At 67.0% G+C, this 12,780-nt stretch carries 9 protein-coding genes; 7 read left to right on the top strand and 2 right to left on the bottom strand.

Translation table 11 applies throughout. The features are described 5' to 3' along the window. Positions 1-15 precede the first annotated feature (15 nt). The gene (locus tag ASD73_RS10225; protein ID WP_056372003.1) at positions 16-1,668 is read right to left on the bottom strand and encodes an N-acyl-D-amino-acid deacylase family protein; all 1,653 of its coding nucleotides are present in this window, start codon (positions 1,666-1,668) and stop codon (positions 16-18) included. 183 nt (positions 1,669-1,851) lie between these two features. On the opposite strand from ASD73_RS10225, the gene ASD73_RS10230 reads away from it, so the two are divergent. The 7 genes from ASD73_RS10230 (at position 1,852) to dacB (ending at position 10,118) form a co-directional block, all read left to right on the top strand. Continuing rightward, positions 1,852-2,736 (top strand): LysR family transcriptional regulator, encoded by an 885-nt coding sequence (locus ASD73_RS10230; protein ID WP_056372005.1) that lies wholly within the window; start codon positions 1,852-1,854, stop codon positions 2,734-2,736. 95 nt (positions 2,737-2,831) lie between these two features. After that, positions 2,832-3,854, top strand: a complete 1,023-nt coding sequence (gene dgcN, locus ASD73_RS10235; RefSeq protein WP_056372007.1) for an N-acetyltransferase DgcN — start codon at positions 2,832-2,834, stop codon at positions 3,852-3,854. Positions 3,855-3,864: 10 nt separating this feature from the next. Beyond that, on the top strand, positions 3,865-4,857 hold the full coding sequence (gene dgcA / locus ASD73_RS10240) for an N-acetyl-D-Glu racemase DgcA (RefSeq protein WP_056372008.1): 993 nt from the start codon (positions 3,865-3,867) through the stop codon (positions 4,855-4,857). A 21-nt stretch (positions 4,858-4,878) separates the two neighbouring features. Beyond that, the gene (locus ASD73_RS10245) at positions 4,879-6,117 is read left to right on the top strand and encodes a dicarboxylate/amino acid:cation symporter (protein WP_056372010.1); all 1,239 of its coding nucleotides are present in this window, start codon (positions 4,879-4,881) and stop codon (positions 6,115-6,117) included. Then, positions 6,114-7,622, top strand: a complete 1,509-nt coding sequence (locus ASD73_RS10250; RefSeq protein ID WP_235534305.1) for a permease — start codon at positions 6,114-6,116, stop codon at positions 7,620-7,622. The genes ASD73_RS10245 and ASD73_RS10250 overlap by 4 nt, the downstream gene beginning before the upstream one ends. Beyond that, complete coding sequence (locus tag ASD73_RS10255) at positions 7,619-8,641, top strand: serine hydrolase domain-containing protein (RefSeq protein WP_056372013.1); 1,023 nt, start codon at positions 7,619-7,621, stop codon at positions 8,639-8,641. The genes ASD73_RS10250 and ASD73_RS10255 overlap by 4 nt, the downstream gene beginning before the upstream one ends. Before the next feature lies 1 nt (position 8,642). Then, positions 8,643-10,118 carry a D-alanyl-D-alanine carboxypeptidase/D-alanyl-D-alanine endopeptidase gene (dacB, locus tag ASD73_RS10260; protein ID WP_056372015.1) on the top strand — a complete coding sequence of 492 codons (1,476 nt, stop codon included), beginning with the start codon at positions 8,643-8,645 and terminating at the stop codon, positions 10,116-10,118. Here the strand turns inward: dacB and ASD73_RS10265 are convergent. Beyond that, positions 10,115-12,493: a penicillin acylase family protein gene (locus ASD73_RS10265; RefSeq protein ID WP_056372017.1), complete on the bottom strand. Its 2,379-nt coding sequence runs from the start codon at positions 12,491-12,493 to the stop codon at positions 10,115-10,117. The two genes, dacB and ASD73_RS10265, sit on opposite strands and share 4 nt — an antisense overlap. Between the last annotated feature and the right edge of the window lie 287 nt (positions 12,494-12,780).

Below are 12,780 nucleotides of genomic sequence, written 5' to 3' on the forward strand. Positions count from 1 at the left end.
GGCGGCGAGCAAAATTTAGCTCGGGAGCGGTGCGGCGCAGCCGGCCGGACGGGGCCGCAACAGCGCGCGGCCGGCGGCGACACCGGTCGTCCGCCCGTCGTCGACCGCCAGCGCGCCGTTGACGAACAATTTTCGCACGCCGACGCTCAGTTCGCGCGGGCGGACATAATCGGCGCGCGGGGCATATTGATCGGGATCGAAGACGAGCACATCGGCGAAATAGCCGGGACGCAGATAGCCGCGCCGGTCGAGCTTGTAGATGTCGGCGGTGCGCCCCGTCGACTGGCGGATGAAGGTCGCGAGGTCGATGACCTTCCGCTCGCGAACATAGCGCACATATTTTTCGGGGAAGGTCGCGAACATACGTGGATGACCGTCCGATCCGTCGGACGATGTCACCATCCACGGCTGCTTCATCAGCAGGTCGACGTCGGCCTGCGCCATATTGAACGACGCGACTGCGGTGCCCCCGCCCCGCGGCCCCTGATCCTTCGCCTCGACGCTCTGGCGGATAATGCGCAGTGCGGCGTCGCGGCTATCGAGTTTCCATTCTGCGGCGACCTCGGCGAGGGTCTTTCCGGTCCAGGGGAAACCCTGCGCGATGAGCAGCAGCGCTTTCGCGCCGCCGCGTCGGCGCAGATTTTCCTGCATCTCGCCGCGTATCCGTTCCAGTGTTGCGGGATCGTCCAGCCGCTTCAACAGCGCCGGCCCGCCGCCGTCGACCGCCCAGCGCGGCAGCAGCGACGCGTCGAGGCTCGATCCCGACGCCAGCCAGGGATATTGGTCGGCGGTCACATCGACCCCCGACTTGCGCGCGGCGTCGATCGCGGCGATCACCGCGCCGGCCTGTCCATGGACGTCGACGCCGAGCGCCTTCAGATGCGCGAAATGGACCGGCATTCCGGCCTCCCGTCCGATGTCGATCGCCTCCTTAACCGATCCGAGCAGGCCGATGCTGTAGCTCGATTCATCGCGCTGATGGGTGTCGTAGATGCCGCCGCGGCTCGCCGCCTCGCGCGCAACCGCGACGACCTCGTCCGTCGCGGCGAAGCTTTGCGGCGCATAGAAAAGCCCGGTCGACAGGCCGACGGCACCTTCGCACATGCCCTTGGCCACCAGCGCCTTCATCCGGTCGAGCTCGGCGGGGTTCGGCGCGCGCGCATCCTGTCCGAGCACGCGCTGGCGAACCGGATTGAAACCGACGAACAGGACGATATTGGTGCCGATTCCCGACGCCGCCAGCTTGCCGCTATCCTCCGCGACATCGGGCGTGCCCGACCCGTCAACCCCGATCATCACGGTGGTCGCCCCCTGATTGAGCCACGCCGCGTTGACGCGCAGCGCCTTGTCGGGCGAACGGATGAAGCTGTCGGCATGCGTGTGCGGATCGATGAAGCCCGGCGCGACGATCATGCCCTTGGCGTCGATGATCTTGCCCGCCGAATAGCGGCCGGATTTACCGACGTAGACGATCTGATCGCCGCGAATGGCGACATCGCCGACAAAGGGCTTACCCTCGCCGCCGTCATAAATCGTACCGCCGCGGATGATCACATCGACCGCCTCGTCCGCCTTCGCCGCCGCTCCGGCAACGCAGAGCAGCGCCGCGGCGACCGACAGCGAACCGATTGTCCGGCGAACCGAAAGCGAGGCAAGCGGTTGGGGCATCGGCGTGATCCTTCCATGTGCGTTTTCCGGTGGGGAGGATGTCTCGAACAGACATCCCGCGTCCAGACAGCGTTGTTGCACCCCCTATAACCCGATGGCATAGAGATCAAAGCCACAACAATATCCGGCCAAAACAAGGGGCAATCGCATGCCCCGGTGTCGCAACTTCGGGATCGTAACGGGATGAACCTGCGCCAGATCGAGATATTCCACGCGGTCTTCCTGCACGGCACGGTCAGCGCCGCGGCGCGGTCGCTCAACGTGTCGCAGCCGTCGGTGACGAAGGTGCTGCGCCATGCCGAACGTTCGATCGGCCTGACCCTGTTCGAACGGTCGAAAGGGCGGCTGATCCCGACGCAGGACGCGCACACGCTGTTCGCCGAAGTCTCCGACATTCAGGACCGCGTGCGTTCGCTGCGTCAGGCGTGCCAGAATCTGCGCCATGGACGCGGCGGGCTGCTCCGCATTTCGGCGCTTCCGTCGCTCGGGCTCGGCGCGATTCCCGAGGCGGTCGCGCGCTTCATGGGCGACCATGCGGATATCATGTTCGACCTCCAGACGCTCCATCACGACGAAATGGTGCGCAAACTCTACGAACATGAAACCGACATCGCGATCAGTTTCGAGGTGCCGTTGTCGGCGCCCGTCGCGCATCAGGTGATCGGCGAGGGCGAGCTGGTCGTCATCTATCGCGAAGAGGATATGCCCGGCGCACCACCGCGCCTGCACCTCGACGAGCTCCGCGGGCACAAGTTCATCAGCCCGGTGCAAGGCGGCCCGATCGGACGGATGCTGTCGAGCGAGCTCAGCCGGCTCGAGGTCGTGCTCGACGAAGTGGTGTCGGCGCGCACCTATTATGTCGCCGCGGCGCTGGTAAGCGCGGGGGTCGGCATGGCGATCGTCGACAATTTCACCGCGCATGCCGCGCTGCCCCCCGGGCTCTCGAGCCGGCCGCTGCAGCCCGCGATCACCTTCGACATCAACGCGGTCTATTTGCAGAACCGCCCGCCGTCGCGAACCGCGTCGGCGTTCCTCGCGGTGCTCGCAACGGTGATCGAGGGGCTATAGCATCAAGCTATAGTATATGGGGCGCTAGATATTGGGGCGATACGGCCGCTGGGGATAATATCGGCCGCTCATCATCACGCAGGTTTCCCGGATCCATGATCGAAACGCCCTATCTTCTCTACCTCGGCCACTCCAGCGACCCCGCCGACATCAAGACCTCGCGCGGGCTCGCGGTGTTCCGCCCCGACATTTGTGTCGGCGAATATCGTCACGACGATTGCCCGCTGACTCTGGACCTGCCGCGGATGGATTTCGCCGCAGCGTACGCCGCCGGCGCGCGGACGCTGGTGCTCGGCATCGCCAATGCGGGCGGCAAGCTCGGCGAGGATCTGATCGTCGATGCGCTCGCCGCGATGGACGCCGGGTTCGACATCGCATCGGGGCTGCACCACCGGCTCAACGCCGAACCGCGCCTGATTGCAGCCGCGGCGCGGCTCGGCCGCAAACTCCACGATGTGCGCGACCCGCGGCCCGACATTCCGATCGGCAATGGCAAGCCGCGCGCGGGCAAACGGCTGCTGACCGTCGGCACCGATTGTTCGGTCGGCAAGATGTATACGACGCTGTGCCTCGCGAGCGCGCTCGAAAAGCGCGGCGTCGCCGCCGATTTCCGTGCGACCGGACAGACCGGCATATTGATCGCGGGCGACGGCGTTCCGCTCGATGCCGTGGTCGCCGACTTCATCTCGGGCGCGATCGAACAGATTTCGCCCGCGCGCACCGACGATGGCTGGGACCTGATCGAAGGCCAGGGCTCGCTTTATCACCCCTCCTTCGCCGGGGTGTCGACAGGCCTGCTTCACGGCGCACAGCCCGATGCGCTCGTCCTCTGCCACGACCCGGTGCGTCCGCATATGCGCGGCCTGCCGCATTATCCGCTGCCCGGCATATCCGAAACGCTGGAGGCCAATCTGCGCGTGGCGCGGCTGACGAGTGCCGATGTGCGGGTAGTCGGCATCGCGCTCAACACCTCGGCGATGCTCGAGGATGCGGCGCGCGCCTTGTGTGCCGCGACCGAGGCCGAGTTCGGGCTGCCGACCAGCGATCCCTATCGCTTCGGGGTCGAGGCGATCCTCGACCGGCTGCTCGATATGCACGCCACCGCCGAAACCGTCTGATCGCCCGACGATGCCCCGCATCCTGACCGTCGCCGGCGAAATCCTGCCGCTGCACACGCCGTTTCGCATATCACGGGGGGTCAAGACCGCGGCGCAGGTGGTGACCGTCGCCATCGCGCAGGACGGTGTCACCGGACGCGGCGAATGCGTTCCCTACCCCCGCTATGGCGAGGATGTCGAAAGCACAGTTCTCGCGATCGAAGCGGCGCGCGAGGCGATCGAGCACGGGCTCGGCCGGCAGGAATTGCTGGAGTTGATGCCCGCCGGCGCCGCGCGCAATGCAGTCGACTGCGCGCTGTGGGATCTCGAACTGCGGCGCGCGGGAAGCGATGTCGCGGCGGCGCTGGGCCTCGAACGACCGCTGCGCCCGATCGTCACCGCGATGACGGTCAGCCTCGACACCCCCGACCGCATGGCGCTCGCCGCCGCAGCGCTCGCCGACGCACCGCTGGTCAAGGTGAAGGTTGACCAGAGCGATCCCGCCGCGCAACTCAAGGCCGTCCGCGCCGCAGCGCCCAAACCCAAAATCATCGTCGATCCCAATGAAAGCTGGACGATCGCCGAGGTCCGCGACTTGCAGGGGCTGATGACCGATCTGCGTATCGACCTGCTCGAACAGCCGCTGCCCGCCGACGCCGATAGCGACCTCGTCGGTTTCCGCTCGGCGATCCCGATCGCGGCCGATGAATCGGTGCATGTCGCGGCCGATTTGGGCAGCCTTCCCGATGGCTATGCGGTCGTGAACATCAAGCTCGACAAGACCGGCGGCCTCACCGCAGCGCTCGATCTGGCGCAGGCGGCGCGGGCGCGCGGGCTGGGCGTGATGACGGGCTGCATGATCTGTTCGTCGCTCTCGATCGCGCCGGCGTGGGCGATTGCGGCGACGAGCAGCTTCGTCGACCTTGACGGACCGCTCTGGCTTGCAGAGGATCGGCCGGGCGGGGTCAGCGCGGCGAACGGTATCATGGCGCCGCCGCGGCCCGGTTTCTGGGGCGGTATTTGATACGATAAAACAGGGGGACGGATGACGGGGTTTCTTCGCGGCTGGTTCGCAGTGCCGCTGTGGCAACGCGTATTGGGCGCGATGGTCGTCGGCGTGCTGCTGGGGCTCCTGTGGCCTGCCGCGACCGGCGCGATCGCCTTCATCGGCGAATTGTTCGTCCGTGTGATCCGGATGCTCGTTGTCCCGATCGTCTTCATCAGCATCGCGTCGGGCGTCACCGCGCTCGCCGACCCGCGCAAGCTGGGCTCGGTCGGCGCGCGCACGGTCGGCCTGTTCGCCGCGACCACATTCTGCGCGGTGTCGATCGGCATGATCGTCGGCCTGCTGCTCGAACCCGGACAGGGCGCCGCGCTCGGCAGCGCCGTCCCGCACGCCCTCGGCGAGCCCAAGTCGCTGCACGACCAGCTGGTCGGCATCGTCCCCGTCAATATCGTGCAGGCGCTGGTCGAGGGCGACATGCTCGCGATCATCTTCTTTTCCATGCTTTTCGGCTTCGGCGTCATCCTCGCCGGGGAAGCGGGGCGCCCGATGGCCGACCTGCTGCAATCGGCGGGACAGGTGCTGTTCCAGCTGGTGCGGATCGTCATGGAAATCACCCCTTTCGGCGTGCTGGCGCTGATCGCGAAAGCGGTCGCCGACAATGGCGTCGCGGTGTTCGCCAACATCGGCTGGCTGGCGGTGGGCGTCGCGGCAGGGGTGGTGCTGCAAATCCTGCTCGTTCATGTGCCACTGATCGCGTTCGTCGCGCGGCGGCCGGTGCTCCGCTTCTACCGCACGATCGTCGACGCGCTGGCGGTTGCCTTTTCGACCGCATCTTCTGCGGCCACCCTGCCCGTCGCGCTGCGCATCGCGCTCGAAGACCTGCGCATCGCGCCCGGGGTCGCCAAGACCGTGCTGCCGATCGGTGCGAGCATCGGCAAGGATGGCACCGCGATGTACGTCGGCCTGCTCAGCATTTTCGCGTTGCAGGCGGTCGGCGTCGAACCCGACCTGCCGATGCTGGCGATCGTCCTGCTCACCGGCGCGCTCGCGGCGTTCGGCACCGCGCCGATCCCATCGGCGTCACTCTTCATGCTCGCCGCCGTCCTCTCCGCGGTCGGCGTGTCGCCCGAACAGACCGCGCTCGTCGTCGGCTTCGTCCTGCCCTTTGACCGGCTCCTCGACATGACGCGCACCGTCGCAAGCGCGAGTGCGAACCTCACGGTCACCAGCGTCGTCGCGCGCTGGGAAAACGCCATCGAGCCCGAGGAAAAGGCGTGACCGTAGCCGCCGCCGAGGCCGTTGCCGGCGTGCTGGCGGGCGACCTGCCCGCCAAGCCTTCGACGCGGCGCTTGCTGGGCCTTTATCTGCTGCTGGGCTTTTCTGCCGGATTGCCCTTTTACATGTTCAACGCGGTGCTGACGCTGCGCCTCGCGCGGCACGGCGTCGATATCGTCATCATCGGCTTTTTCGCGTGGATCGCATTGCTGCCGACGTTCAAATTCGCCTGGGCTCCGCTGATCGAGCGATATGACGTGCCGGGGTTCGCGCGCTTCTGGGGACGAAGGCGCGGGTGGATCATGCTCTCGCAGCTCGGCATCTTCCTCTCGATGGTCGCGATGGCCTTCACGTCGAGCGACAAGAGCCTGCCGCTCACCGCGCTGTTCGCGGTCCTGCTCGCCTTCTGGACGACGACATTGGAGGTTGCCGCCGACGGCTGGCGTATCGAACTCGCGCCGACGCAGGCCGAGCAGGCGCCGATCGTCGCCGCAAACCTGTGGGGTTATCGCAGCGCGATGGTCGCGGCGGGAAGCGGCGCAATCCTCGTTGCCGCGTGGGCCGACTGGACCTGGGCCTATCTCGTGATCGCTGTCGCCGCCTTCCTGCCCTTCCCGATCCTCGCGGCGATGCGGCCCGAACGCGAAGGCACCGGGGGCCGGACGCAGGCACTCGTCGCGGGAACGCTCGCCAGCCTGTTCGTCATACTCGCCACCGCAATCGTCACCGCTGTGATCGGCTGGGCGCTGCTCTCGGCGGTCCAAGGTGCGGGCATTTCGGCGAAGACCAACGTCACGCCGATTGTATTGGCGATCGCCTTGCTGCCCTTCGTCGCGCTGGCGCTCGCCTTGCCGCGCATTCGCCGCCTGCCCGCCTATGCCCTTTCGAACGTATCAACCTTCGCCGCGCCTTACGTCGAACTGTTCTGGCGTTACGGCACACCCGTGCTCGCGGTGCTCGCTTTCGTTTCGCTCTATCGCATGGGCGACGTACTCACGCTGACGCTGTCGCATCCGCTGTGGAACGACAAGGGGTACAGCCTGCATCAGATCGGCATTGCCGATGGCGTCGTCGCGCTGTCCGCAAGCATGCTCGGCGTCGCACTCGGCGGCTTTCTGTCGACGCGGCTGTCGCTCGGCTGGACGCTCGGGATCGGTGCGGTTACGGCAGCGGCGGGCAACTGGATCTATGTCTGGCTCTGGCACAGCGATCCCTCGGCGTTCGTCCTCTACACCTCGGTCGCGGTCGACCAGTTCGGCAACGGGTTCGCGGGTGCGGTGTTCGTCGTTTACCTCTCGATGCTCGTCAGCCCGACCTATCCCGGCGCGCAATATGCGCTGCTTTCGGGCTTCGCTTTCCTGCTCCCGCGTCTGCTCGCGGGCGCATCTGGCTCGATGCAGACGCAGATCGGTTATGACGGTTTCTTCCTGCTTTCGGGCGCGCTGAGTTTTGCCGCGATCTTCCTGTTGCCCATCATCGTGCGCGTGAAAGGCCGCGTGCCGACATGACGATCGAGGCGATTTGCGAACGGGGCTTTGCGCCCGCGCTCGAAGCGGTCGAGGCCGGCCGCATTCCTGGCGCCGCGCTGGGGATCGTGTCCGCCGACGGCGCGAGCGCGGTGCGCTTCGCCGGAATGGCCGCGCTTGTCCCCGAGCGCGAGGCGCTGACCCGCGATCACTGGTTCGACCTCGCCTCGCTCAGCAAGGTGATCGCGACGACCACGATCATCATGAAACTCGCCGAACAGGGACGCCTCGACCTCGACCGGCCGCTGACCGACGCGATCCCCGACCTCCGCCAATATGATGTCACGGGTGCCGCCGAGCGCCGGCTGACCTTTCGCGACTGCCTGATGCACCGCAGCTTCCTGCCCGCGGTCGAGCCCATCTATACCTATGGCGACGATCCGGCGCGGCTTCGCGCCTTTGTCCTGCAGCGCGAATGGCGCCACGGACCGCCGGTCTATTCGGACATCAATTTCATTCTGCTCGGCATCGCGATCGAGCGGATCACCGGCGCGGCGCTCTGGGACTGGCCGCTCGGCGAGGGACTCGGCTTCGGCCCGCCGCCCGGTCCGGCGGTCGCGACGGAAAATTGCAGCTGGCGCGGGCGCGTGATGAAGGGCGAGGTCCACGACGAAAATGCCTTCGCCCTCGGCGGCGCGCCGGGGCATGCGGGGCTGTTCGGCACGGTCGATGGCGTATTGGGTTTTGCGCGCGCGATGCTTGATGGCTCGATGCTGTCGCCCGCGATGATGGACGAAGTCCGCACCGCGGACGAACGCCACCGCACCTCGGGCTGGGAGCGCGCCTTTGCCGGATGGCATGGCGGCGATGCCTGTTCGGCCGAGACGATCGGCCATACCGGTTTCACCGGCACCGGGCTGTGGATCGATTTCGAGCGCGGCCTCGCCTGGACCTTGCTCACCAACCGGGTCCACCCGACCCGCCACGCCGACAGCGGCATTACTACCCTGCGCCCCGCGGTGGGCGAGCGGGTCATTACAGCCTGGGACAAACGGACATAATATGACGAGATCGATTGGACGCTTCGCACTCGCTTCTGCGCTCGCACTTTCGCTGACCGCGGCCCATGCCCAGACGAACCCGGCGCCGGCGCCGCTACTGACGACGGTCGAACAGAAACTGGCCGAGGGACCCGCAGGGTCGCGCTTCGGCCTGCTCGTCACTACGCTCGACGGCGAAGTGCTGCTGTCGATCGCACCCGACCAGCGTTTCATCCCCGCGTCGAACACCAAGATGTTCACGACCGCGATCGCCTATGCCGAGCTGCCGTTGCTCCAGCGGACCGCAAAAGGCACCGGCGTGCGCCTCGAAACGCATGCCGATGGCGCGGTCGACGTCGTGCTGCACGGTCGCGGCGACGCGCTGCTGTCGAGCGCCGACGATTGCAGGGTCGATTGCCTGCAGACGCTCGCCGACGCTGTTGCCACGAAGACGCGCCACGTCCGCAACATCATCGGCGACGACAGCTGGTTCCCCGATGAGCGCTGGGGCCCGGGGATGAGCTGGAACAATATCCAGTCACGTTACGGCACCGGCACGTCCGCGCTAACACTCGATGACAATGAGCTGGTGGTGAAGCTGGCACCGGGCGCGCCCGGCGCCGCACCCGGCGTGCAGACATCCGGCTATTATATCATCGAAAATCGAGTCACGACCGTTGCGGGTAAGGAAGAGAAGATCGAAGCCGACCGCATGCCGAATAGCCGCGTCCTTCGCCTGACGGGCACCGTCGGCACCGAGGTCGAGCCTCTGACGCTGCGCTATGGCATCGACGATCCGGCGAACCATGCTGCGTGGCGCCTCAGCGAACTGCTGCGCGCGCGCGGGGTACGCGTCGATGGTGATATCGAGGTGCGCCACCGGCCGCTGACGCCCGCCGACGATCCCGAGAACCGCAAGGGCGCGCCCGCCAAGCTGCCCGCCGAACCCGCGATGCTCGCCGAATTACCCGCGCCGTCGCTCGCCGAAAATATGGTGAGGATCAACAAGGAGAGCCAGAATCTCCACACCGAACTGATGCTGCGGCGCGTCGCGCGGCAGGCGGGCAGCGGCTCGATCGCCGACGGGCAGGCGGTGATGCGCCGGGTGATGGGCGAGGCGGGGCTGCCCGCGACCGGTTATTTCTTTGCCGACGGGTCGGGCATGTCGAGCTATAACCGCATCACGCCGCGCGCCGCCGTCGGCCTGCTCGGCTGGATCGCGCGCCAGCCGTGGAGCATGGCGTGGCGGGGCACGCTGCCGATCGCCGGACGCGACGGCACGCTGCAGAGCCGCTTCAAGGGCACGATCCTGGAGGGTAAGCTGTTCGCCAAAACCGGATCGCTCAACGCATCGCGCGCGCTGTCCGGTTATCTTACGACGCGCAGCGGCAAGACGCTGATCTTCTCGGCGCTGGCGAACGACATGCCCGACGGCACCGATGCCCAGGCCACCGCAGCGGTCGACCGCGCGCTCGTTGCCATCGCCGAAGCGCTTTAAGCGGGCGTCAGCACCAGTCGATTGGCGGCATGCCGGTCGACCGCCGCCTTGCTGAACCACAAAGGCTGCATCGCCCCCGCCAGCCAATAGGGATAAAAGTCGCGGTAACGCGGCGAGCGCGGATCGGCGGACTGGCCGGGCAGCAGCAGGAAGCGGCTGTTGTCCCAAGCGCCGACGTCGGCGACGAACAGATAGCTCGCGCCGTGCGACACATTGAAGCCGCGTTTGGGGTTGAAGCCGCGCGCCATCGGCGTCGTCCCGTCACCGCCCGACCGGCCGCCCTCGATCCGTGGAAAGGCGGCGGCGATCGCGGGGTTCGACGCCATCGGATGCGCGATCGTGACGCGGTGCAGATCGCCCCACTTCCAGCGCGCCGGATCGGGGCCGCCGAGTTCGACCGCTTTCGTCCATCCGGCCGCCAGCGCACCGTCGACCAGCGCGTCGCGCGCCGCGGCGGGATCGGCGCCCAGCCTTTTGTCGGGCGCGGCGAGGAGGCGCAGCATTTCTGACAAATTGACCGACGCGATCAGATCGCGCGCCGCCGCGGGCACGATCCGGTCGTAAAAGGCCGTCGATAGCGCCGGCATCACCATTTCATACAGCAGCGCCGCCGCGCTATCCGCCTCGATCCCGCAATCCCATCGCCGGAGCAAGGCGGCCGCGGGGGCGGCCGCCGCCGTGGGGTTGGCGGGAAGCAGCTTCAGCAGCGCGCGCGCGGGTAGCGACTGGACGTCGTGCTGGAGCGCGATGCTATCCTCGATCCGGTGCTTCGGCTGGCTGCGCAGCACCTCGGCGACGCGATCGTAGCGGAAGGGATCGCTCCAGCTGAAGCTGATGATCCGCTCGCGATAGGGATAGCCCGCCGGCAGGTTCATCTGGTTGGCCGAGGCGAACCAGCCTTCGCGCGGGTTATAGACATGGGGCATATCCTCGACCGGCAAGATGTCCTTCCAGTCGAAAGCGCCATCGCCCGGCGCGGGGAACAGCCCGTCGTGCTTCGGCCGGCGCGGGGTGAAGCCGATCGTCTGCCAGCCCGTGTTGCCGTCGATGTCGGCATAATGGAGGTTGGTCGGCGACACGTGCAGCTTGAACGCCTGCCGCAGCGACGCCCAATCCTTCGACAGGTTGATCGCGATAATCGCGAAACGCTGGTTGGCGCCGGGCAGCATGCTGACCGTGGCAAAGGCGACCGCGCGGCTCCGCGCGGCATCCTGCGACACGATCGGACGGCCCGCGGCATAACGCAAAGTCACGCGCTCGGACGGCGCGCCCTTGACCCGTATCTCGTCCTCGAAGGTCTCGAACGCCTTCCACTTGCCCTTGTGCCAGTATCGACCGGGGTCGCCTTCCTTGGTGCGTAGGATGAACAGGTCGGTCTGGTCGATGTGGAAATTGGTGCGGCCAAAGGCGAAGCGATCGGTGTGCCCCTGCATGATCCCGGGCAGCCCCGGCGCGCCCGCGCCGATGACGTCGAGCCCCGGCGCCGACAGATGGCACATATGCCGCGGGCTGGCGCGGCCGATGCCGAGATGCGGATCGTTGGCGAGGATCGGCCGCCCCGTCGCGCTGCGCGACGGCGCGATCGTCCACGCATTGCTGCCCAGCGCGAAGCGATCGGTCCAACGCGCTTCGGGGTCGAGTGATGCTTCCTGCACCGGATCGAAATCCATCGGGCGGCTTGCGGGATCGAGGACGCCGAGGTCGGCGTCGCTCACCGCCGCGCAGTCGAGCCCTGCGGGCACGGTAAAGGACCAGGCGGGGCGCAGCGGCATCATCAGCTGGTCGGCGTCGAGCAGCCCGCGCGCCTGAAGCTGCGCGCGGCGCACCTCGTCGTCGGCGTCACCCATGCCGATGCCGCGATTGCGCACCAGATCGTGGATGTCCCAGCGCAACGGGCTGATCCCGAGAATGCCATATTCCAGTGGCAGCTGTGCCGGATCGGCGGCCAGTTCCTCGATCCGGGCGTTGACCCCGGCGACATAGCCGCGCGCGCATTCGAGCACGTCGGGTGGCAGCGCCGCGAGTTCGGCGTCGATGTCGCCTCGATAGAGGAAGAGCCGTGCCGCCTTGTCGGCGGCGACGAAACGCGGCCCGAAGGCCTCGGCCATCCGCCCCATGTCGCGGCGATGTTCCATGTCGATCTGGAACAGCCGGTCACGCGCCACGAGATAGCCTTGCCCGAAGAAGGCGTCGTGCAGCGAGGCGGCGCGGACGTGCGGCACGCCCAGTTCGTCCTCGACCACCTCGACCGGCGCGCGTGCGCCGGACAGGCCGATGGTTTGCGCCCCGCCCTTGACCTTGGGTTTCGCAAAAAGGCTTCCCGGCATCGCGACAAGCGCGACCGAAGCCAGCAAAAACGCGCGGCGCTGGATCAACAGGCCCTCCCCGATCAGATATGAAAATGACGAAACGCGACCCTATCGCAGCCGCGCGCCCCAAGGCCATAGCAAGCGGGGCGCGTCCTATAACTGCAAGCTATTCAGCGACGCCATATCTTCGGGCTATATGTCCATATCGCCAGGTTAGTGGCCAAGCTGTTGACCCCCCGCAACCACCCTGTAACCTCGTTGTCACGAAACCGGCCGTCTGCGCGCCTTGGCTGCGACGATGGCCGGACCGTACAACGAACATCACTAAAATATAAAAAGGCGGGCGAAGCATC

It is taken from the genome of Sphingopyxis sp. Root154, assembly GCF_001427105.1.
Taxonomy (GTDB): domain Bacteria; phylum Pseudomonadota; class Alphaproteobacteria; order Sphingomonadales; family Sphingomonadaceae; genus Sphingopyxis.